Source organism: Mycobacterium bohemicum DSM 44277 (assembly GCF_001053185.1).
Lineage (GTDB): Bacteria > Actinomycetota > Actinomycetes > Mycobacteriales > Mycobacteriaceae > Mycobacterium > Mycobacterium bohemicum.
Genome location: NZ_CSTD01000001.1, coordinates 581,358 through 603,537 on the forward strand (window position 1 = coordinate 581,358; position 22,180 = coordinate 603,537).

The window sequence follows — 22,180 nt, forward strand, 5'->3', positions numbered from 1 at the left end:
GCGTTGAGTCCTCGCTTCGCCCAGCGATTTTGCGTCAGCACCCGGGTCTTGCCGCAAGCCCCCCCATGCCCTATAAGTTGAGAGTGGGAGGCAAGTCGCCGCGCGCCCGCGTCAGGGGTTCACGTTCGGGCAGATCTGCTTGATCCAATTGGTGATCTGGTCCCGATTGGAGTCGAGGTCCGGATCGGTGGGCTTGGCGCCCAATGTGGTGACGAAGTGCTCGATCGCGGCCTTTACCGGGTCGGGCGGACTGAACTTCTCCAGCGTGTCGGCGGCCCGGCGCGCGGCGTCGGCCTGGGTGGCCACCATCAGGTTGTCCTTGGCGAAGGCGATGTCCAGGCACCTCGACTGGTCCAGTGGTGCGCCCGGCGCGGAGGACGCCGGCGCCGGCGGCGATGATGTCGATGAGGACGAGGTCGACGAGGCCGTCGGCGATTTGTCGTTCGAGCAGCCCGCGAGAATCACTGCGAGGGCGACCAGCGCCGCGACCGTGGTTCGGTTCACGCTCAACGGAATGCTCCTTCTGCCCCCGGAGTGGATTGCTTGCAAGCTCTCGAACCCTACGGCACGTCACCCGCTCGTTCCCGTTGGGAGATGAGGTCGGCGAGAGCGATGATCCGCTGCGCGTTGCGCACGTGCAGGCTCTCGATCATCCGGCCGTCGACGGTGATGACGCTTTTCCCGGACGCCTCCGCCTCCTGGTACGCCGAGACGATCTTGCGCGCGTCGGCCACTTCGTCCCCGGAGGGGCCGAACACGGCGTTGGCCGCGGCGATCTGCGAGGGATGGATGAGGGTCTTGCCGTCGAACCCCATCTCGCGGCCGTGGCGGGCCTCGGCCCGGAACCCGTCCTCGTCGCCGATGTCGTTGAACACCCCGTCCAGCACGGTCTTTCCGGCGGCCCTGGCCCCCAGCACGGCCATCGCCAACGCCGGCACCACCGGGGCGCGTCCCGGCACGTGCAGGGCGTGCAGGTCGTTCACCAGATCGTTGGTGCCGACCACGAACGCCTCCAACCGGTCGCTGGCGGAAGCGATCTCCTCGGCGCGCAAGAAGGACCGGGGCGTCTCGATCATCACCCACAGCCGCAACGACTCCGGGGCGCCGCACCCGTCGAGCGCCGCGACCAGCGCCCGGACCTGTTCGGCCGTCTCGACTTTCGGCACGAGCACGCCATCGGCGCTCGAGCCGGCCACCGCGGCGAGGTCGTCGTCGTGCCAGCCGGTGCCCAGCCCGTTGATGCGCACCACGACCTCGCGGGGCCGGTACCTCTGCGACGAGACCGCCTCACACACCCGGGCCCTCGACTCGGCTTTCGCGTCCGGGCCGACGGCGTCCTCGAGGTCGAAGATCAGCACGTCGGCCGGCAGCGTCTCCCCCTTCTGCAGCGCCCGGGCGTTGTTGCCCGGCAGGTAGAGGGCGGATCGCCGGGGGCGCGGTGTCGGTCCCATGACATGTTTCGCTTTCTGGCGTCGAGCTCGGATCTGTTCAGGAACGATCATGCACGGCCTCGATGGCGCGATAGATCCGCTGCTCGCTGACCGGGCGGGGCGTGCCGAGCTGCTGGGCCCACAGGCTCACCCGCAGCTCCTCGATCTGCCGGGCGATGTCGCGGACGTCGGCGGACGTCGCCCGCGCAGACGACAGGCCGCGCACCAGTTCGTCGTAGGCGTCCTGGACGGCCCGCACGCGCCGCATGCGTTCGCGGTCGGCCTCGACGCGGCGTCGCGCGCGGCGGCCGTCGCGAACACCCGCAGGTCGACGACGGAACCGGCGTCGACGAAGCCGGGAAACCCGCGCACGGCGCGCCCGTCGACCGTGCGCTCGACGGCGCCCGGCAGCTCGTCGAGATCGTCGGGCCAGGTGCGTAATCCGGTGCGCTCCAACTCCCCGGCCACGGCGTGCGCGACGGCCCGGCGGGCCGGAGCCGCCAGCCGCTGCTGCAGCGCGCCCAGGTCCTTGCCGCGGGCGACCTCGTTGCCGTCGGGCGACTCGACGGAAAACGTCACCCGCAGGTGCGGCGGCAGCTTGTCCAGGTCGAACGCGTCGATGGGCACGACGACGCCGGTGCGGCGGCGCAATTCGCGCTGCAACGCATCCAGCAGCGGCTCGCGTGCCGGGTCGATCGCCGAGAGCACCGCGCGGGCGGTGTCGGGGGCCGGAACGAAGTTGCGGCGCAGATCTTTCGGCAGCGACCGGATGAGCGCGGTCACCAGCTCTTCACGCAAGGCCGGCACCTGCCAGGCGAATTCGTCGCCGCCCAGGCGCGCCAGGACGTCGATCGGCACGTGCACCGTCACCCCGTCGTCGGCGGCGCCGGGCTCGAACCGATAGCTCAGCGGCAGCGCAACGTCGTCGGTCCGCCACGCGTCGGGCCTCTCGGCGCCCTCGGCGCCCTCGGCGCGCAGCAGGTCGTCGCGGGTGAAGGTCAGCAGGTCGGGTTGCTTGTGCCGCTGCTTCTTCCACCATCCGTCGAAGTGCCGCGCGGAGACGACGTCGGTGGGGATGCGGGCGTCGTAGAGCGCGTAGACCTCGTCGTCCCCGACGAGGAGGTCGCGGCGGCGGGCCCGCTCCTCCAGCTCCTCGAGCTCGGCCCGCAGCCGGGCGTTGTCGCGAAAGAAGTGGTGGCGGGTCTGCCAGTCCCCCTCGACGAGCGCGTGCCGGATGAACAGCTCGCGCGCGACCGCCGGCTCGACGCCGGCGTAACCCACGCGGCGGCGCGCGGCCAGCGGCAGGCCGTACAGCGTCACGCGTTCGTAGGCCATCACCTCGCCGCGCCGGGCGTCCCAGTGCGGTTCGCTGTAGGTGCGCTGCACGAGCTCGCCGGCGACCCGCTCGACGACCTCCGGCTGGATGCGGGCGGCGGTCCGCCCGTACAGCCGGCTGGTCTCCACCAGTTCCGCCACCACGACCCAGCGCGGGGGCCGCTTGCCGAGCACCGAGCCGGGCGCCAGCACGAACCGCGAGTTGCGGGCGCCCAGAAACTCGCGGCCGTCCTCCCGGCGCATGCCCACGTGCGACAGCAACCCGGCGAGCAGGGCGGCGTGCACGCGGCCGGGATCCGCGGGCGCCTGGGCGTCGGAGGATTCGGTGATGCCCAGGTCGCGGGCGATCCCGCGCAACTGCCCGACCAGGTCCTGCCATTCGCGGATGCGCAGGTAGTGCAGGAACTCGTCGCGGCACATCCGGCGGAACTGGTTGCCGGACAGCTCCTTTCGCCGTCCGCGCAGATAGTTCCAGAGGTTGAGGTAGGACAGGAAGTCCGAGTGCTCGTCGGCGAAGCGGGCGTGCTTGTGGCGCGCCGCCTCCTCGCGGTCGGCGGGCCGCTCCCGCGGGTCGGGAATCGTCAGCGCCGCGGCCAACACCAGCACCTCCCGCACGCAGCCCTCGTGCTCGGCGGCCAGGATCATCCGCCCCAGCCGCGGGTCGAGCGGCAGCCGCGCCAGGCGACGGCCGAGCGCGGTGATGGCGCCGTCGGCGTCGAAGGCGCCGAGTTCCTGGAGCAACTGCACGCCGTCGCGGACGCTGCGCCGGTCCGGCGGGTCGAGGAACGGGAAGTTCTCGACGTATCCGGGTGGGGGGCCGAGTTGCAGCGCGGCCATCTGCAGGAGCACGGCGGCCAGGTTCGTGCGCAGGATCTCGGGATCGGTGTAGCGCGGACGGGCCGCGAAATCCTGCTCGGAGTACAGCCGGATGCACACCCCGGGCGCGACCCGTCCGCACCGGCCGGCCCGTTGCTCGGCCGATGCCTGCGAGATCGGTTCGATCGGCAGCCGCTGAACCTTCAAGCGGCGGCTGTAGCGCGAGATGCGCGCGTTGCCGGGGTCGACGACGTAGCGGATCCCGGGCACCGTCAGCGACGTCTCGGCCACGTTGGTGGCCAGCACCACGCGGCGGCGGGCGCTGTGCGGTGCGAATACCTTCTGCTGCTCGGCGGTCGGCAACCGGGCATACAGCGGCAGCACCTCGGTGTGTGTGAGCAGTCCGGCCAAAGCCTCAGCGGTGTCGCGGATTTCGCGCTCGCCGGACAGGAACACCAGCACGTCGCCGGGCGGTTCGGCCTCGAGTTCGCCGAGCGCGTCCACGATGGCCTCGATCTCGTCGCGGGTCTCGGTGCGGACGATCTCCTCGTCGGGGTCGTCGGGGTCGTCGGGGTCGTCGGGGCTGTCGCCGCTGCCGGCGGTCACGGCGACTTCCAGTGGGCGGTAACGGATTTCCACCGGGTAGGTTCGCCCGGACACCTCGACGATGGGCGCCCCGCCACCCAGCCCACCCTCGGCTCCGCCGAAATGCGCCGCAAACCTTTGCGGCTCGATGGTCGCCGACGTGACGATGACCTTCAGGTCGGGACGGCGCGGCAGCAACTCGCGCAGGTAGCCGAGCAGGAAGTCGATGTTGAGGCTGCGCTCGTGGGCCTCGTCGAGGATCAGGGTGTCGTAGCGCAGCAGCCGGCGGTCGCGCTGGATCTCGGCCAGCAGGATGCCGTCCGTCATCAGCTTGACCAGCGTCCGGTCGCTCACCCGGTCGGTGAACCGCACCGCGTAGCCGACGGCGTCCCCGAGCGGGCTGCCCAGCTCGTCGGCGATGCGCTGCGCGACCGTGCGGGCGGCCAGCCGACGGGGTTGGGTGTGCCCGATGGTGCCGCGGATCCCGCGGCCGATCTCCAGGCAGATCTTGGGCAGCTGGGTGGTCTTGCCCGACCCCGTGGCCCCGGCGACCACGACCACCTGGTGGGCCCGTATCGCGTCCGCGAGTTCGTGGCGCCGCTGGGTCACCGGCAGGTCCGGGTAGCTGATCGGCGGGACGGCGGCTTGCCGGGTGAGCACGAGTTCCTCGGCCGCCGCGATCTCCCCGGCCAGCTGCCGCAGCCTGTCCGCGGGGGCGCCGCGCAGGTTCTTCAGGCGCCTGGAAAGGCGGGCCGCGTCGCGAAGGGTCAGGCCGTCGAGTCGCTTGCGCAACTGCGCCGCAGACGTTTCGAAGGACGGTTCGGCCACTCGGATCAGACTAGCCAGACCCGGCGGGGTGCCGGCGTGCGCCGAGGCGCCCACCCGCGCGCGGCCGACCCGGTAATGCCAGAATTGGCCGCACTCCGCACCACCGGCGCGACGAGGAGTTGACGGGATGGGTCTGACCCTCGCCGGCCCGTTCGGCGGGCGGGCCACTCGCCGAGACCGCGTGCGGATGCGCACCGACGGCGGCAGCGTCTTCTACCGCAGGCAACAGGTCAGGATCTTGCGCATCTACTTCGGCGCCACCACGTTCCTCTACCTGTACGGAGTCGTCTTCACGCTGTTCCCGATCCGCCGGGGACTGACGCTGTCGAATCCCGTCGGCGGCATCATCGCGATCGGGCTGGGTGTGGCGGCGCTGGCCCTGCTGGCTTTGCGGCCCGACAAACCGGGGCCGGCGACGGCGGCCGCGATCGCGGCCACACCCATCGTGATGGCGTTCCACCGAACGATCACCGCCGAATTCGCGTGCCTGATCGCCCCGATGTTCCTGGCCATGTATCTGCGTGCGTTCTACCCGGCACGCCGCGGCGTGGCTCTGGTCGCCGTGCTCACGGCGGCCTGCGTCGGCGCGCTCGCGGCCGCGCCCGTTCCGAAGCTGTACATCGACTACGCCATCTTCGCGATCGCGATCGTCGGGGCGGCCGAGTCGTTCGGATTGCTCACCCGGGCCCTGGTCACCGCCGCGTGCACCGACCCGCTGACGGGCCTGCTCAACCGTGCCGGCTGGGAAATCGCCACCGCGGACCTGCTGGCTCGATCGCGGTCGGCGTCATGCGTCGTCACCGTGCTGGCCCTCGACATCGACAACTTCAAACAGATCAACGACACCCAGGGGCATCTGGCCGGGGACGAGCATCTGATCGGCCGGGCGAACGCATGGCGAGAGGTGTTGCCCCCCAAGGCCGTTCTCGCCAGGCTCGGCGGCGACGAGTTCGCGGTGTGCATCGCCGAGCGCGCCTCGACACCGGTCGCGGCGGAGCGGTTCGTCGCCGACGCCCTGGCCCGCACGCCGGGCACCAGCATCGGGCGCGCGTCGTGTTTCGGCGACGCCGCCGACATCGCCGCGCTGCATGGGGCCGCCGACACCGATCTCTACGCCGTCAAGCACAAGCGATCTCCATGACCCTCGGCTGTGCGTCGCTCCCAGTGCCCGGCGTGGCGTCTCGATGGCGCACGCCGTCGTGGTCGGCCGTATGCTTTTCCGGATTGGCAACAGCACGGCAGGGTAATTGGACAGGGGTGCCTCGCGCCGGTGGGGGGCGCCGCCCGGACGAGCGGAATCAACGGAAAGCGATATGACGGAACCCGACAAAGACGCCCCCAGCGAGCCCCTGAGCCGCACTGAGCAGCTGGAAAACATCGTCGATGAACTCGACGAGAAGGTCGCCAGCGAGCGGGAGGCCGAGGACGTTCCGGGCAAGCCCAGCGAGCGCGAGCAGGCCGAAGTCCGCGGGTCGGAGAAAGAACCGCCAGACTAGGGGCCCGGCCGCGAATTTAGGGTGAGCCCATGAGCCTCGTCACCTATGAGCTGGACGATCACGTCGCCACCATCACCCTGAACCGCCCGGCGGCTCGCAACGCCATCAACGGACCGCTCCGCCAGGACCTCAACGCGGCGTGGGACCGGTTCCGCGACGACCTGGACGCGTGGGTCGGGATCCTGACGGCCAACGGCGGCGTCTTCTGCGCCGGGGGCGACCTGAAGGACGGCGAGGGCGCGATCGGCACCTTCGGCGGGACTTTCTGGGAGAAGCCGACCATCAACTCCTTCGAAAGCGGCATGGAGTTGTTCAAGCCGACCATCGCGGCCGTGCACGGCCCGTGCATCGGCTACGGGCTGACGGGCGTGTTGTTCTGCGACTTCGTCATCGCCAGCACCGAGGCCACGTTCTGCTACCCCGAGGTGTCGCTGGGGGTGCCCACCATCGTCGGGGCCATCCGGATGCCGCAGCGGGTGGGCTGGGCCAACGCCATGGAACTGCTGTTGACCGGCAAACCGATGAGCGCCGCGCGGGCCAAGGAGGTCGGCCTGGTCTGGAAGCTGGTCGAGCCCGAGGACCTGCAGGCGGAGGCACGCGCGTGGGCGCACACGCTCACCGAGGCCGCTCCCCTGGCCCAGCGCGCCACCAAGGAGGTCGCCTGGCGCACCGCGGACATGGGGTGGATCGAGTCGGTTCGTTTCGGCGAGACGATGCGCAAGGTCGCGGCGGCGACCGAGGACGTGGCCGAGGGGCTGCGGGCGTGGCGGGAGAAGCGCGCCCCACGGTGGCGGGGCCGGTGAGGCTACGCCCTACGAATCAGATTGCGCGACAATGGGTTACCCGACCGTCGACGCGAGTCGGGCGATCGTGCACCGGGGATGCGGAGTCGTCCGGAGGCCATTGCTGCGCTGAGGAATCGCTCGACACCCGGGCCTGATCACGCGCCAGCGCGACGGTGGCCGCCGCCATCGCGGTGGCCGCCGCGACGAGCGCCAGGGCGCCCTGGCCCCGTACCGCGACGTGTTCGCCGAGCACCACCACTCCGAGCGCCACGGCGACGATCGGCTCGCCGACCAGCATGATGGGCACCGACGCCTGCAGCGCCCCGGCTTGAAAAGCCTGCTGCTGCAACACCGTCAGCGTCACGGCCAGCGCGACGAGCACGTACGGGGCGGGCACGGTCAGCAGCGCGTGCCAGCCGCCCACGGCGAAGCGGCGCGTGCAGATCTTCGTCAGCACCGCGATCACGCCCAACAGCACGGCCACCGGGATCGCCAGCAGCATGGCACGCGCGCGACCGAGCGCGCGACGGGCGGCGACCACGCAGGCGATCACCAGCGGCACCGTGATCCCCACGGCCACCGTCCAGGCGGGTATCGGTGGGCGGTTGTGGCCCTCGACGGGCCGGCCGACGAGCACGAAGGTCGCCAGCGCGGCCGTCAACAGCGTCGCCCAGGCCCAGTCGGCCCAGCTGATGCGTTGCCGGCTGAGCCGCGCATTCAGCGGCATCGCGAACAGCAGCGACGACACCAGCAGCGGCTGCACCAGCAGCAGCGACCCGTGTGCCAACGCAACGGCCTGGAACACGTAGCCGGCGACGGCGGCGATCACCCCGGCCCACCACTGCGGCTTGCGGACGACGCTGGCCGCCACCCCGGTGGACATCGCCTGGCGGTCTGGGACGGCCCGGGCGACGCGCTGGCGCACGACGATGCCCACCGCGGCCCAGAACGCGGCCAGCAACGCCGAGAAGATCGCGACCGCGTGCCCGGTGACCCAACCCATGCCCGTTAGTACCCGGCGGCCGGATGCGGCAAAACGCGGCGCGCCACGTCAGGTCACAGCGATGAGTAGAAGGTCATGGTGTTGGCGTCGTTGCTGATGTACGCCGGGAAATTGATGAAGGGCGCTGCACCGGTGTTCATCAGCTCGCCCGAGGAGACCGCCGTGGGGAAGTAAGTGCTGTTGTAGACGTAATAGTAGAGCTCCTGATGATTCGGGCCATAGACCGCGATCGTGTCCCCAGGGGACGCGTTCACGGAGGACGGGATGGTTCCGTTCACCCCACCGGTGTCGACGATCGACGGAACGTTGCTGTAGATAGTGGTGCTGCCGCCGGGAGGAGTCACCTCGACGGTCAGGTCGTTGGTGATGGGGGCGCCGCTGAGCGTGGTGAGGGCGGTCGCCCCGCTGGGCGGCGCGCCGAACTGAAGGTACTGACCAGTTGGCGTTTCGTTGATCAGCACGCCCTGGTTGAAGGCCGAGTTGACGAAGTGCTCGGTCGGAATGCTGGGGCCGGGGCCGGTCGCGTTCGGCCCGATGCCCAAAACGCCGCTCGCGCCGTCGGAGGCGAAGAAGTTCTGGAACGACCAGCCGCCGTTGAGCGCCGACGACAGGGACGTCGGCCACGCGAACAGCTCGACGTCCACGGGCGTCGCCCCGGTGGTGAGCCCGCCACCGAAGTTCACCGGCGCGTTGTAGGTGAGGTAGGCGTAGTCCAGTCCGCCGCTGTAGCCGCTGATGCCACCGCTGACGGGCAGGCCGAGCTGCAGCAGGCCGACGATCCCACCGACCTTTTGGAACGGGATGACCAGGCCCTGCGATCCGGTATCCACCAACAACGGCACGGCGCTCCCGGTGCCCACCGAGGCGTTCACCAGGGCCTCGGTGTTGGCGTACAGCGAGATCGGGACGTTGCCCGTCGTACCGTTGCCACCCAGCGCCGGTGTGGGGCCGGTGGAAATCAGCTGAGTCCCGAATAGGAACTCGGTCGGGGCGTTGATCGCGTTGATGATGTTCTGCTGCACGTTGGCCAGCGGGCCGCTGCTGGCCGCGGAGTCCAGCGAGGTCAGCGCCGAGGCGGCGGGGTTGGCGGTGAGCGCGCCGGACAGCTGGCCGGACAGGCCCTGTAGGGCCGTCGTCCACGACGGCAACCCGGCCGCCGCCGCCGACGCGCCGCCGTGATAGCCGACCATCGCGGCCACATCCTGGGCCCACATCTGCTCGTAGTCGGACTCCATGGCGGCGATCGCCGGCGCGTTCTGCCCGAACAGGTTCGACATCACCAGCTGCATGAACGAGTTACGGTTGGCGGCCACGGCGAACGGGTGCACCGTCGCCGCCTGGGCCGACTCGAAGGCGCTGACCACCGCCTGGGCCTGCGCGGACGCCGTCTGGGCCTGGGCGGTCGCCTCGTTGAGGAAGCTGGCGTAGCGCGTGGCGGTCTGCATCATGGCGGCCGCCGCCGGACCCTGCCAGGCCTGATCGGCCAGGCCGGAGGTGATCGAGGTGAACGACTGCGCCGCCGTGTTCAGCTCGGCGGCCAGCCCGTCCCACGACGCCGCCGCGGCCAGCATGGGCCCCGACCCGGCGCCGTCGAAAATCAGCGACGAGTTCACTTCTGGTGGCCACACCAAAAAACTCATCCCCCGAGTGTCCTTCCACTATGTCGAGACCGCATGTCATACCCAGAACGGCACCCCACCCCCCAGTCGACTGACGGGGCGCCTCCCAGGGCCGGTACGCCTGCACTCTAAGAAATCGGCGCCGGGAAATCTCGCGATTGTGCAAACCGGCGGCTACCTCACAGCGGCCATGCCCGATCCTCTCCTCAAACCAGCAACCGCGTGGGCATCACCTTCGGCGTCACGCCGTAGCGGGGCCCGGCGGCGTAACCCGACGACCGCCCGGCCGAGGCGACCGCCGGCATGCCGCCGGCCAGCGTCGTCGTCTGCGCGCCCTCGACCGCGGGCGCCGACCAGCCGGAGCCGGCCAGCACCGACGCGTTCTGCGGGGCCGGCGTGGCCGCCGACCACACCGGCGGCACCGACAACTTCCCGACCAGCGACGCCGAGCCCATGCCGGCCGACACCGGCGCCGCCGAGGCGCCCGCCGGGGCGCCGGAGCCGGCCAGGACGCCGCCGCCGGCGGGCGCCCGCGCGCCGGCCGAGATGGCCCCGGCCTGGATGTGCTGGGTGACCACCCCGGCGGCGATCGCGGCGAACATGTTCCACGCCCCCGTGTCGAAGATGGCCTGCCCCGCGTTGACCACCAGGCTGTCGTTGAAGATGCTGCTCAGCGGATCGAGGATCGACTGGGCCGGGGCGGCGGCCGCCGCGACGGGCGAGGCCAGCGACTGGACCGCGGTGGGCAGGGCGGGCGCGGCGACGTCGGTCGCCAGGCCGGCGGCCGGCGCACCGCCGCTGGACGTGGCGAAGCCCGGGGACAGCGAGAACATGTCCGACGCCGCGGCGGGGAAGTTCTGCAGCCACCCGACCGGGGTGCCGATCACCGAGTCCGTCGACGACAGACCGGGCAGCGCCGGCGCGGCGCCGGTCGCGGCCTGGTTGACCGCCTCGGTGAGTCCGTACGACCGGGCGTTGGTGTCCAGAGTGTTCACCAGCATCTGGTGAATGGCCGCCGCCTGGGCGCTCACGGATTGATACAGGTTCCCGTAGGCGCTGAACAGCGCCGCCTGCAACGCCGACACCTCGTCGGCGGCCGCCGGGGCGACGGCCGTGGTGGGCGCGGCGGCGGTGGCGTTCTGGGCGGCCATCGAAGAGCCGAGACCCTCGAGTGCGCGGGCGGCCTCCAGCAGCGCGTCGGGCCGCGTGGTCACGAACGACATGTGATCCTCCTTGATCGAGCCGGTTTCCTACCGAGAACCGGATACCCCTAATGGTTTCGCTCAAAGGCCAGGTGAGGGGCCGTTCAGACGGGTGTTGTCCGGCCCGGGCCGCGGGCTGGGAAGAAGGGCGCGGGCCACTACGCTGGGGGCATGGCCACCGAATCCACGATGCTCGCCCTCGGCACCCCCGCCCCCGCGTTCACGCTGCCCGAGCCGGCCACCGGAGGCACGGTCAGCCTGGACGACCTGACCGGTCCCGCGCTCGTCGTCACCTTCATCTGCAACCACTGCCCGTACGTCCAGCACGTCGCCGCCGGGCTCGCCGCGCTCGGGCGAGACCTCGCCGATCGCGGCGTCCCGATGGTGGGCATCTCCAGCAACGACGCCGCCACCTATCCACAGGACGGCCCCACGCAGATGGCCGCCGAGGCGCACCGCCACGGCTGGACGTTCCCGTACCTGTACGACGAGAGCCAGGACGTGGCCCGCGCCTACTCGGCGGCCTGCACGCCGGACACGTTCGTGTTCGACGGCGAACGCCGGCTCGTATACCGCGGCCAGCTCGACGACTCGCGCCCCAAGAACGCGCTCCCGGTAACGGCCGCCGACGTCCGGGCCGCCGTCGACGCCGTGCTCGCCGGCCGGCCCGTCGACCTCGACCAGCGGCCGTCGATCGGCTGCGGCATCAAGTGGCGTTAGGCGCCGAGCGTCCGGCGACGCCGGTGTGTCAGCATTTGGCAATGACCGCACGCAGCGCACGGATCCTTGCCCGCATCATCGGCGTCTCGGCGGCGACGTCGTGGACGCTGGTGTCCCCGGCGATCGCCGCTCCGGCCGCGTCCGCCGACGCCTGCTCCGACGTCGCGGTGGTCTTCGCCCGCGGCACCCACCAGGCGCCCGGCCTCGGCGACGTCGGCCAGGCATTCGTCGACTCGCTGACCTCGCAGGCCAACGGCCGGTCGGTGGACGTGTACGCGGTCGACTACCCGGCGAACGACGACTACCACGGCAGCTCGTCGGCCGGAGCCAACGATGCCAGCGCCCACGTGCAGGGCACGGTCGCCGCCTGCCCGAACAGCAAGATCGTGCTGGGCGGGTATTCGCAGGGCTCGACCGTCATCGACCTGGCCACCAACCAGATGCCGGCGTCCGTGGCGGACCACGTGGCCGCCGTCGCCCTGTTCGGCGAGCCGTCCAGCGGGTTCTCGAGCATGCTGTACGGGGGCCAGCCCTTGCCCACGATCAACCCGGTCTACGCCGCCAAGACCATCAGCCTGTGCGCGCCCGACGACCCGATCTGCTCGGCGGGCGGCAACATCATGGCGCACGTGTCCTACATCCAGTCCGGGATGACGACCCAGGCCGCGACGTTCGCGGCCAACAGGCTGGGCCCCGGCCCGGACCGCACCTGACGGCCCGCGTCGGGGTAGCGGGCAGCGAGCGATCGTGCGATTCCCGGGGGCGTCGTTGCGCGACACCGTCGCGGTCCGGATTGCCGTTGCCGTGCTGGTGGGCGTCGCCGTCGCCGTCGCGGTCGGCAACACCGTCGGCTGGCGGTTCGCCCTCGTCGGCTGGGTCATCACGGCCGGGGTGTACGTGGTGTGGACGCGGCTCCTCCTGGGCGGAATGGACGCCGAGCAAACCCGCGCCTACGTCACCCGCGAGGATCCGACCCGCATCGTCGCCGACGTGGTCGTCCTGTCGGCCAGCGTGGCCAGCCTGGTCGGCGTCGGCTACGTCGTGGCCGCGGGATCACGCTCGGGTCCCGCGGCGGTGGTGGCCGCCCTGCTGGGCGTCCTCACGGTCGCGGCGTCCTGGTTCGCCGTGCACACGCTGTTCACCGTGCACTACGCGCGGCTCTACTACTCCGACGAACCGGGCGGGATCAACTTCCACGACCCCGAGCCGCCGCGCTTCCGGGATTTCGCCTACGTGGCGTTCACCGTCGGCATGACCTTCCAGGTGTCGGACACCGAGATCTGCCTGACTTCGATCCGGGCGACGGTCCTGCGCCACGCGCTGCTGTCCTACCTGCTCGGCGCCGTCGTCCTGGCGGTCACCGTCAACCTGATCGCCGGCCTGGGCGCCAAGGTGTGACCGTCCGTCAGTCGGCCGCGCGTCCCGCCTGGCGCTTCTCGGCGTCGGCTACCGTCGAGACCATGTCCCAAGCCTCCGGTAACGATCGAATCGACGACGTCAGCCCCGGCGACATCATCACCGTCGACCGCGGATCCGGCGAACGGCCGTACAAGCTGGTGTTCAAGGACGCCACCGACGAGGGGTACGTGCTGACGCTCGAAGCCGACAACGGTGAGACCTTTCAGCTCGAGCTGGCCGCCGGTACCACGGTGATGCGCTCGCTCGGGTCCAAGTGGGAGTCGGCCCAGAGCCCGACCGCCAACTCCGAGGGCTGACGCTCGACGATCGGTGCGCAACCTCGGCGGCTGAACCCGCCGCCCCGCCGCGTCGCGCGAGCGGCCGCATTTTTGCCTGATGTGTGAAATCGCCGGCCACGCCGACGTAGTGTCTGCGCGCGGAGAGTGATGCAGGCGGGCGAAAGGTCGGGCTATGCGGCTGGTGGTCGATCTCAACAGGTGCCAGGGCTACGCGCAATGCGTCCCGCTCGCGCCCGAGGTGTTGCAGCTCGTCGGTGAGGAAGCGCTGGCGTACGACCCCAACCCCGACGACTCCCAGCGCCAGCGGGTCCTGCGGGCGGCTGCCTCGTGCCCGGTGCAGGCGATCATCCTCGAGGTGGACCCGCCCGCGGACCGGGACACCAAGTGAGCACCGCCTCGCTGGTCAGCCAGCTCGTCGAGAGCTTCAAGACCGACGGCCGCATCGTCATCGTCGGCGCCTCACTGGCCGGGTTGCGAGCCGCAGAAGCGTTGCGGGAGAAAGGGTTTCGCGGAGGACTCACCATCGTCGGCGACGAGCCGCACGAACCCTACGACCGGCCGCCGCTGTCCAAGCAGGTCCTCAAGGGCTGGGTGCCCGCCGACCACACCAAGCTGCCCCGCCTGCGGCCCGTCGACGCGCACTGGCGGCTCGGGGTTGCGGCCACCGGGCTCGACCGGTCCAACCGCCAGGTGCTGCTCGCCAACGGCGACAAGGTGGGTTACGACCGGCTGCTCATCGCCACCGGCACCCGGGCGCGCCCGTGGTTCAAACCCGAGGAGGCCGCGTACAAGGGGTTGTTCACGGTGCGCACCTGCGACGACGCCGCGAAGCTGGCCGCAGCGCTGCGGCGGCGACCGCGGCGGGTGCTCATCGTCGGCTCGGGTTTCGTGGGGTCCGAGATCGCCTCGGTGTGCCGCGATCTCGACCTGCCGGTGACGGTCGCCGAGCGCGGCACGGCACCGTTGGTGGGTGCGCTCGGCGGGGTGATCGGCGACATCGCGGCGCGGATGCAACTCGACGCCGGGGTCGACCTGCGCACCGGGGTGGCGGTGCAGGGCCTGGACGCCGACGCCGACGGCCACGTCCGCGCGGCCCGGCTCTCCGACGGCACGGTGCTGGACGTGGACGTGGTGGTCGCCTCGCTGGGCTCGATCCGCAACGTGGAATGGCTCGACGGCGCCCAACTGGCGAGCGGGTTCTGGGGGGTCGCCTGCGACGCGGGCTGCCGCGCGTTCGACATCAACGGCGTGGTGACCGACAACATCTTCGTCGCCGGCGACGTGGCGCGCGCCCCGCACGTGCTGTACGAATACCAGTTCATGTCCCAAGAGCATTGGGACAACGCCGTTTTCGGCGCGGAGGTGGCGGCCAACAACATGATCAGCCTGGAGACCGGCCGGCGCCCGCATCTGCCGCTGCCGTCCTTCTGGTCCGGCCAGTTCGGCGTCAACATCAAAAGCGTCGGGGTGTGTTCCTTCGGCGACGAGATCGTGTTCACCCAGGGATCGATCACCGAGCGCCGCTTCGCGGCCGCCTACGGCTACCGCGGCCGCATCGTGGGGGCGGTGACCTTCAACCATGGCAAGTGGTTGCCCTACTACGCCTCGCTCATCGAGCGGTCCGCGCCCTTCCCGCCGCCGCCACCGGGTTACGACCGCCCCGTGCTCTTCGAGCCGCTGCCGGCCCGCTTCCCCGACCCGCGCGAGCCGACCGCGCTCCCCGACGTCGTGCTGACCGGACACGACCCCACCTCGCGCGGCGCCGAATTCCGGGCGCCCGAGAAGCGCTGAACGGCAGGAGATTTCGATGGATGCCGCAACCGCATGGGCCGAGGCGATGAAGTTCGAGAATCGCCCGAACCCGTATCCCTACTTCGACGAGCTGCGCCGGACGCCGGTGGCCAAGGTCGGCGAGCAAACCTACGTCGTCACCGGCCACCGCGAACTGTTGGCGCTCGCCCACGACCCGCGGATCAGTTCCGACATCAGCCGCAGCCCCGCGGGTTTCGGCGGCGAGCGGCCCGATCCGCAACCCGGCGGCGAGCACATGCAGGCCTACGGCCGCGAGGCCAGCATCATCGTGTCGGACCCGCCCGACCACGACAGGGCGCGCCGGCAGGTGATGCGGCACCTGGGGCCGCCGCACTCCCCCGACCTGATCCCGGGCATGGAGCCCTTCGTCGTGCGGCTGGCGAACGAGCTGCTGGACACGGTGCAGGCCTCCGGCGTCGACCGCCTGGACGTGGTGGAGGACTTCGCCTACCCGATACCCGTGGCGGTCATCTGCAAGATCCTCGGCGTGCCGGTGCAGGACGAGCCGATGTTCCACGGCTGGATCTTCGACTTCATGATGGGCACCGACCTGGGCCCCGAGGGCGCGACCGAACAGGGCCGCGCGCTGGCCGGCAAGGGTCGCGCGAGCACGGCGGCGCTGCTGGACTATCTGGGCGGTCTGGTGGAGCGGTACGCGAAGACCCCGGGCGACGGCCTGCTATCCCACCTGCTGCACGACGACGGCCCGGACGGCCCGATGTCGATCACGGAGACCACCTCCAACGCCATGCTCCTGCTGGTCGCCGGCCACGACTCGACGGTCAACACGATCACCAACTGCGTGATGACGCTGCTGCGCAACCCCGGCTCCTGGGACCTGGTGCGGCAGCGGCCCGAGCTGATCCCCCGGGCCATCGAGGAGGTGCAACGCCTGCAGTCGGCCGTGCAGTTCTTCCCGAGCCGCAGTGCGACCGCCGACATCGAGATCGGCGGGACCGTTATCCCGGCGGGCTCGGCGGTGCACCTGGTTTACGCGGCCGCCAACCGCGATCCGCGGCGCTTCGACCACCCCGACCGCTTCGACCCGTTCCGGGAGGACAACGAGCACTTCGGTTGGGGCAGCGGCATTCACACCTGCATGGGCGGCCCGCTGGCGCGGCTCGAGGTCAACCTGGCGCTGGAGATCTTCCTGGGCCGCGTCGAATCCCCGAGGCTGGTCGTCGACCCGCCCCCCTACCGGCACAACCAGGTGTTCCGCGGCCCGCGCCACCTGTGGGTGGACTTCACCGGGATCGCGGACTGAGCCGGGGCCCGCGGCTCGATCGCCGGCCCGCTGGTCGGAACCCTCACGCCCCGATGGTGACGGGGTCGCCGACGCGCACGACACCGCCGGCCAGCACCTCCAGGTACGCCCCGGCGCACGGCTGGGGCCCGTGCCCCCCGGTGTCCCAACGGTTTTCGGCCGCCGGAATGCGCAGCGCCTGCGGGGCCCGCGGCAGCGGGCCGTGCTCGAGGGTGGGCACCACGCAGCGCGAGGTGGCCGTCAACACGCGCATGCGCGCGGCGCCGGCCGTCACGGCCTTGCCGACCCAGTCGTTCTCGGCGTACGGCGGATAGCCGTCAGGGGTCGCGATCACCACGTTCGGCCGGTAGCGCAGCGCCTCGACGCCGATGTGTTCGACGGTGGCGGTCGTGATCGCGTGCAGCGGGGCCTCGTCGGTGAACGAGTCCCCCGGGGTCGCCTGAGCGATCTGCAGGATCCGGCCGCCCACGTCGGCGTCGTCGGCGTCCAGCCCGAGTTCGAGAAGTCGTTCCGGGTCGGGTCGCTCCAGCGTCGCGCCGTCCGGTCGCTGGCGTACCAGGCGCACCGTCCGCCCCGTCAAGCGGGAAAGCGCGTCCTCGACGCCGGGGTCATCCGCGCCGACCGGCGTCCCGTCGGGCAGCAGGATGCTCACCCGCCCGTCGTCGGCGCGGGCCGTGCACTGCAACAGCCCACGCCACAGGCGTGCTTGTTTGGCGCTGGCCACATGGCCGGTCTCGGCGTCGATGAGTGCCAGACGCCGGTCCCCGTCCGCGCCGCCCTCATCAACGAAAAGGCTGGTCACGGTTTCGCCGAGCATCGACTTCACCGGGTAGCGAAGCAGACTCGCCACTCGCATCTGCGGCGCGTTCATCCATACCAGTATGCGGCCGGCCGTTCGGCAGTCGCGGCCCCGAAATCGATCAGCCCGGGCAGTAGTTCGATTCCGCGGCGCTGACCATGGAGGTGACGTCCGCGAACGTGATGCCCTTCGGGCCAAGGGTGCTGTGGATGTCGGTCGCGATCTGGTCGGGCGTCTTGCCGGCGTTGCGGTCGGCGCAGATCTGGTGACCCATCGCGATGATGTCGGAGTCGTCCCCGGCCGGCCACGTGAAGCCGAGCTTGTGCATTTGCCCCAGGAAGGCGTCGTCGGTGGCATCGGCGAACGCAATCGCGGTGCTCGTGGACAGGGCGGCGCCAACCAGCACGGGCGCGGCGATTCTGACAAGCCAGCGAGTTGAGATCATATGTGGCCTTCTTTTCTTTTCTTGTCGGCGTGGAGGTGCGGTCAGTATATGGACCTTTGAGAGCCCGAATATTAAACCTATGAAAACCCTTTCCTACTTGTAAAGGGTCGGCGTGAAACTCGACGAATAATCGCTGAAACCGGGCATCGCGAATTTGCGGCGGCGCCCGTTCTCTGCTACACGGCGACGCGGATGAGCACCCGCGGTTTACGGCCTCGTGCAGCAATCGTTTCCACGATCACCACCACCCAGAATTCCACGCCGTACTTTCGTTTGAGCAACGATTCGATCCGCGCGACTTCGCCGACGTCGGTGAGCACCTCAGCGGTCGCGTCGACAACAGCAGCCCCGGCGCGCACTTTGCCCGTCCGGCCGCAAGGCGTGAGCGTGACGCGCGGGTTGCGGCGAACCCGTTTGACCTTCGAAGCCTTCGCAGGGGTCCACAGCCATAGCTGCGGCCCGTCGCGGACAATCCACATCGGCGAGGCGACGGGATTGCCGTCGCGCTTGAACGTCGTCAACGACACGAACTTCTCGTCGCCCAACCGCGCGGTCGGGTTGTCGCTCATAGTTTGTTCATACACGTCGTGGCTCAGCTACCCGCGGGTGACGACGATCGACTCCTCGCCGGTGTGCCAGGCCGTCAGGAAAGTGCCGATCGAGACCCGCTCGTCGGGAGAGTCGGCGCCGGGGTCATTGAGGTGCACGACGTCGTTGTTGGTGTCGATTCCGGTGACGACCAGGAAGTGGTCGGCCTTGGTCCGCTGGTCACTCGTTTTCCAGATGACCGCGGAATTGACCCAGGCGATCACCTTGCGGTCGTCTGCGAGGTAGCGCTCGAGCGCGGGCAGTCCGGTCTGGTCGGGATGCGCGGAATAGGTCATCGTCGACTTGATGCCGTAGTGGTCGAGCAGGACGACCTCGTCGCCCATCTCGATGCCACCGTTGCCGTTGGAATGGCCGGGATCGGCCGGCGGGGCGTAGATGGGCCCGGGATTGGTCTGCGACGGCGTCACCTCCGCCAGCGCGATGATCTGCCGTTCGGTGGGGCTGTGCCCGGTGACCTCGCCCACCACGTCGGCGACCGCCATCAGCCCGCAATTGTCTTCCAGCGACTGCTGCTGCCAGTACTTCGCGGCCGCGGCGGGGTCACCGTAGACGCCGTCGGCCGCGGTCGCCGACGTCGCGACGGGTGTCGGCGAGGGGTCTCGGTGCGTGGCGGCGGTGGGTGTCGACGCCGGGGTGCCCGCCGGCGTCGAGGGCGGTGCGGAGCCGCACCCGGCGAGCGCGACGAACACCGCGCCCAGGCACACGGGCGCGAACGCGGCGCGTGCCGTCGCGAGGGCCCGGGAATACGGCATGTCGGCTCCTGGGGTTCGGTTGGGAACCCAATAGCGGGCAAACTCTCGCACCGCGTGCGGGCGGTTTAGCACAAATATTGACACGAATTCCGGCCCGGCGCGGAGCCACTCGAGGAAACGGCTCGCAGCCCTGCGTACGGAAACTGAATTGGTGTGAAACTATTGCCGGAGCATCTATTCGTGAATGGACGCCGATGTTCGCGGCGAGCGCAATTGAACAGGGTGGCTTTTCGCCCTGGGAATGCACCGGCGTGAAACGTTCGTCCCGAGCGCCGGTGGGCGGGGTTTCCGGGGCCGCAGCGATTCGGTCGTGCTGCCCGGGGAGGTCACCGGCAATGGGGGCTCCGCGGCCGTCAGCAACCGCTTCCCGCGTAGCGCCTGCGCCGCGAGGAAAGCGCGCGACCGGCGACGCCACCGCGTTAAAAGCCGTCTTGTCGACTAGTATTGGGACAGTCAGGAACGAATTCCAATCGCCAGGATTTGCCCTCGCCAGCATGTCCGGCTGACCAGGGGGCTAGGATTTGTGCCGGTCCGGAGCATATCTACGCACGTCCTGCGGAATCGGTCGGACCCGTCGAGGGCGTGGCGACGGCCCGTTCGACGAGCGATTTGGGCACCGACGGCCGCGCGCCGACGCGTGGCGCCGTCATGGCTACGGCCGTAGACCCGGGCCGCCAGCAATGGGATGCGACGGGCATCGCGGTGTCGCCAGCAAATCGATAGGACTGCTGGGGCCGTTCCACCTCAGCGTTGAACTCCGCACGCACCCGCGCTGCGGCACGCACCGGGACGCGACCACCGCCACGGCTTTGCTGATCGGGCGCAGTCGGATCGGGCGCGGTTAGGGGCCGACGTGGACTACTCGATGCTGCCGCCGGAGCTCAACTCCGGCCGGATGTATGTCGGCCCCGGGGTGGGCTCGATCGCGGCCGCGGCCGAAGCCTGGGAGGCGTTGGCATCCGAGCTGCACACCACGGCCAACGGGTACCGATCCGCGATATCGGGTCTCACCGCCGGTCCGTGGCTGGGTCCGTCGTCGGCGGCGATGACCGCCGCGGCCGCGTCCTATGTCAGCTGGCTCAGCGGCGCGGCCGCGCAGGCGGAGGAAGCCGCCGGACAGGCCAGGGCCGCGGCGGCGGCCTACGAAGAGGCGTTCGCGTCGACCGTGCCGCCCCAGCTGGTCGCCGGCAACCGCGCGCTGTTCGCGCGGCTGGTGGCGACGAACCTGTTCGGGCAGAACACCTCCGCGATCGCGTCCAACGAGGCCCAGTACGCCGAGATGTGGGCTCAGGACGCCGCGGCGATGTACCGATACGCGGGCGCTTCGGCCTCGGCGACCACGCTGACGCCCTTCGCGGCCCCGCAGCAGAACACCAATCCGGGCGGACCGGCCGCCCAGGCGGCCGCCGCGGGCCAGGCCACCGGCACATCGGCCGGCAGTGTGCAGAACTCGGTGGCGTCGGCGCAGCAAACGCTGTCCGCCGTCCCCGCCGCGCTGCAGAGCCTCGCCACGCCCGCGCAGTCGAGTCCCTTGCTGGACAACTTGAACCTGCTGAGCGACCTGATCGCGATCTTCCTGGACGCGCCGGCCAACATCGCCGAACTCACCGTGAGCATCCCGCTGGGCGTGCTGGGCCTGGTGGCGCTTCCGTTCGACATCGGCGGTTACGGCACGGGTGTCCACACCGACGACATCGTCAGCGGCTGGAACGGTCAACAGCCGTGGCCGGGTAACGGCCCGGCGCCCGTCAAGGAGTTTCCGGCGCCTCTTGCCAATCTGGCCCCGGGTACCGTGCCGCCGCCGCCGAGGGTTTCGGCCGGCCTGGGCGAGGCGAACACGGTGGGCAAGCTGTCCGTGCCGTCGACCTGGACGATCGCGACGCCGGCGGTCCGCCCGATCTCCTACACGCTGCCCGCGTTGCCGCCCGCCGCGGGCGGCACCGCCGGCGAGGGTCCCACGCTCGGATCGAGCGGCATGCTCGGCCAGATGGCCGTGGCGGGCCTGGCCGGGCGGGCCATCGCCGGCTCCCTGGGCGCCGGTGCCGGCAAAGAGCGCGGCAATGGGACCGGCGGCCAACGCGTGCAGGCCGCCGCCGGCCACGCCACGAACGCGGACGACAAGGCTGCGGACGCTTCCGGCGAACCGCCCGAGGGCGAGCCCAGGCCGGTGGTGACCGGAGTAGCGGCCGAGCTTCGCGAGTTCGCCAAGCTCCGCGACGAGGGAATCCTGACCGACGAGGAGTACACGGAGCAGAAGAACCGCCTGCTCGGTCGCTAGACACCGCCGCCGCGGCGGCCGCCGGTTGCCTGGAAGAGGAATGCGCAGCGAATGGATTTCGGGATCTATCCGCCGGAGATCAACTCCGGCCGGATGTATGCCGGTCCCGGCTCGGGGCCGTTGCTGGCCGCTGCGCAGGCCTGGGCCACCCTCGCCGACGAGCTGTACACGGCGGCCGGCGCCTATCAATCGGTGGTCGCGGGGCTGACCGGGCGGCTGTGGACGGGACCGGCCGCGGCGTCCATGGCGGCCGCCGCCGCGTCGTACTCGGACTGGCTGGGGGCCACCGCGGCGGTCGCCGAGGAAACCGCCACCCGGGCGAGCGCCGCGGCCGGCGCCTACGAGGCAGCGTTTGCCATGACGGCGCCGCCCTGGGAGGTCACTGCCAACCGCAGTCTGCTGGCGGCGCTGGTGGCGACCAACTTCTTTGGGCAGAACACCCCCGCGATCGCGGCGGCCGAGGCGCAGTACGCCGCGATGTGGGCCCAGGACGCGGGCGCGATGTACACCTACGCCGCGTCGTCGGCGGCGGCGACCGCGCTGACGCCGCCGACCTCGGACCCGCCGGCCAGGCCGCGGCGGTCACCCAAGCCCTCGGCACGCCCGGCGGCAGCGCCCAGAACGTCGTCTCCGGCGTCCCGCAGACCCTCGCCGCGGTGCCCTCGGTCCTGCAAAGCCTCGCGACGCCGGCCCAGGCGCTCCCCT

At 70.7% G+C, this 22,180-nt stretch carries 20 protein-coding genes and 2 pseudogenes; 12 read left to right on the forward strand and 10 right to left on the reverse strand.

The window, feature by feature from the left end:
• Nucleotides 1-111: 111 nt before the first annotated feature.
• From BN971_RS02875 to hrpA, 3 genes and pseudogenes are all read right to left on the reverse strand, one after another.
• On the reverse strand, nt 112-510 hold the full coding sequence (locus BN971_RS02875) for a hypothetical protein (RefSeq protein WP_139027031.1): 399 nt from the start codon (nt 508-510) through the stop codon (nt 112-114).
• Nucleotides 511-560: 50 nt separating this feature from the next.
• Nucleotides 561-1,451 (reverse strand): HpcH/HpaI aldolase/citrate lyase family protein, encoded by an 891-nt coding sequence (locus BN971_RS02880; RefSeq protein ID WP_085181055.1) that lies wholly within the window; start codon nt 1,449-1,451, stop codon nt 561-563.
• Between the two features lie 37 nt (nt 1,452-1,488).
• Nucleotides 1,489-4,937 (reverse strand): annotated as a pseudogene (gene hrpA / locus BN971_RS02885) (ATP-dependent RNA helicase HrpA).
• A 238-nt stretch (nt 4,938-5,175) separates the two neighbouring features.
• Here hrpA and BN971_RS02890 point away from each other — a divergent pair.
• The 3 genes from BN971_RS02890 to BN971_RS02900 all read left to right on the forward strand — a co-directional run bounded on the left by BN971_RS02890 (nt 5,176) and on the right by BN971_RS02900 (nt 7,293).
• Nucleotides 5,176-6,135 carry a GGDEF domain-containing protein gene (locus BN971_RS02890; protein WP_085181149.1) on the forward strand — a complete coding sequence of 320 codons (960 nt, stop codon included), beginning with the start codon at nt 5,176-5,178 and terminating at the stop codon, nt 6,133-6,135.
• A gap of 172 nt (nt 6,136-6,307) precedes the next feature.
• Nucleotides 6,308-6,490, forward strand: a complete 183-nt coding sequence (locus BN971_RS02895; protein ID WP_085181057.1) for a hypothetical protein — start codon at nt 6,308-6,310, stop codon at nt 6,488-6,490.
• Nucleotides 6,491-6,519: 29 nt separating this feature from the next.
• Nucleotides 6,520-7,293, forward strand: a complete 774-nt coding sequence (locus BN971_RS02900) for an enoyl-CoA hydratase/isomerase family protein (RefSeq protein ID WP_085181058.1) — start codon at nt 6,520-6,522, stop codon at nt 7,291-7,293.
• 16 nt (nt 7,294-7,309) lie between these two features.
• On the opposite strand, the gene BN971_RS02905 is transcribed toward BN971_RS02900, so the two are convergent.
• From BN971_RS02905 to BN971_RS26215, 3 genes are all read right to left on the reverse strand, one after another.
• A complete protein-coding gene (locus BN971_RS02905; RefSeq protein WP_085181059.1) occupies nt 7,310-8,278 on the reverse strand; it encodes a DMT family transporter in 969 nt (322 codons plus the stop codon).
• A gap of 53 nt (nt 8,279-8,331) precedes the next feature.
• Nucleotides 8,332-9,918, reverse strand: a complete 1,587-nt coding sequence (locus tag BN971_RS02910) for a PecA family PE domain-processing aspartic protease (RefSeq protein ID WP_090349769.1) — start codon at nt 9,916-9,918, stop codon at nt 8,332-8,334.
• Between the two features lie 185 nt (nt 9,919-10,103).
• A complete protein-coding gene (locus BN971_RS26215) occupies nt 10,104-11,120 on the reverse strand; it encodes a PPE family protein, SVP subgroup (RefSeq protein WP_090349771.1) in 1,017 nt (338 codons plus the stop codon).
• A 150-nt stretch (nt 11,121-11,270) separates the two neighbouring features.
• Here BN971_RS26215 and BN971_RS02920 point away from each other — a divergent pair, with 150 nt between their 5' ends.
• The 7 genes from BN971_RS02920 (at nt 11,271) to BN971_RS02950 (ending at nt 16,592) form a co-directional block, all read left to right on the forward strand.
• Entirely contained in the window at nt 11,271-11,819 is a 549-nt protein-coding gene (locus BN971_RS02920; RefSeq protein WP_085181063.1) for a thioredoxin family protein, read from the forward strand.
• Between the two features lie 41 nt (nt 11,820-11,860).
• The gene (locus BN971_RS02925; RefSeq protein WP_085181064.1) at nt 11,861-12,532 is read left to right on the forward strand and encodes a cutinase family protein; all 672 of its coding nucleotides are present in this window, start codon (nt 11,861-11,863) and stop codon (nt 12,530-12,532) included.
• Between the two features lie 34 nt (nt 12,533-12,566).
• Nucleotides 12,567-13,217 carry a DUF1345 domain-containing protein gene (locus tag BN971_RS02930; RefSeq protein ID WP_085181065.1) on the forward strand — a complete coding sequence of 217 codons (651 nt, stop codon included), beginning with the start codon at nt 12,567-12,569 and terminating at the stop codon, nt 13,215-13,217.
• A gap of 62 nt (nt 13,218-13,279) precedes the next feature.
• Nucleotides 13,280-13,534: a hypothetical protein gene (locus BN971_RS02935; protein ID WP_085181150.1), complete on the forward strand. Its 255-nt coding sequence runs from the start codon at nt 13,280-13,282 to the stop codon at nt 13,532-13,534.
• Between the two features lie 154 nt (nt 13,535-13,688).
• Complete coding sequence (locus tag BN971_RS02940) at nt 13,689-13,904, forward strand: ferredoxin (protein WP_023364435.1); 216 nt, start codon at nt 13,689-13,691, stop codon at nt 13,902-13,904.
• Complete coding sequence (locus tag BN971_RS02945; RefSeq protein WP_085181066.1) at nt 13,901-15,307, forward strand: NAD(P)/FAD-dependent oxidoreductase; 1,407 nt, start codon at nt 13,901-13,903, stop codon at nt 15,305-15,307. Before BN971_RS02940 ends, BN971_RS02945 begins: the two co-directional genes overlap by 4 nt.
• 16 nt (nt 15,308-15,323) lie before the next feature.
• Complete coding sequence (locus tag BN971_RS02950) at nt 15,324-16,592, forward strand: cytochrome P450 (protein ID WP_245836735.1); 1,269 nt, start codon at nt 15,324-15,326, stop codon at nt 16,590-16,592.
• A gap of 43 nt (nt 16,593-16,635) precedes the next feature.
• Here BN971_RS02950 and BN971_RS02955 read toward each other — a convergent pair whose 3' ends face one another.
• From BN971_RS02955 to BN971_RS02970, 4 genes are all read right to left on the reverse strand, one after another.
• Nucleotides 16,636-17,463 (reverse strand): MOSC domain-containing protein, encoded by an 828-nt coding sequence (locus BN971_RS02955; RefSeq protein ID WP_085181068.1) that lies wholly within the window; start codon nt 17,461-17,463, stop codon nt 16,636-16,638.
• A gap of 49 nt (nt 17,464-17,512) precedes the next feature.
• The gene (locus BN971_RS02960) at nt 17,513-17,797 is read right to left on the reverse strand and encodes a DUF732 domain-containing protein (RefSeq protein WP_428978043.1); all 285 of its coding nucleotides are present in this window, start codon (nt 17,795-17,797) and stop codon (nt 17,513-17,515) included.
• Nucleotides 17,798-18,012: 215 nt separating this feature from the next.
• The gene (locus BN971_RS02965) at nt 18,013-18,405 is read right to left on the reverse strand and encodes a PPOX class F420-dependent oxidoreductase (protein ID WP_085181070.1); all 393 of its coding nucleotides are present in this window, start codon (nt 18,403-18,405) and stop codon (nt 18,013-18,015) included.
• Between the two features lie 27 nt (nt 18,406-18,432).
• Complete coding sequence (locus BN971_RS02970) at nt 18,433-19,197, reverse strand: C39 family peptidase (protein ID WP_085181071.1); 765 nt, start codon at nt 19,195-19,197, stop codon at nt 18,433-18,435.
• A gap of 853 nt (nt 19,198-20,050) precedes the next feature.
• Between BN971_RS02970 and BN971_RS02975 the strand changes: the two genes are divergently transcribed.
• Nucleotides 20,051-21,475, forward strand: coding sequence for a PPE family protein, SVP subgroup (locus BN971_RS02975; RefSeq protein WP_085181072.1), 1,425 nt, complete (start codon nt 20,051-20,053; stop codon nt 21,473-21,475).
• Nucleotides 21,476-21,526: 51 nt separating this feature from the next.
• Nucleotides 21,527-22,161 (forward strand): annotated as a pseudogene (locus BN971_RS26555) (PPE family protein); the annotation flags it as partial.
• Between the last annotated feature and the right edge of the window lie 19 nt (nt 22,162-22,180).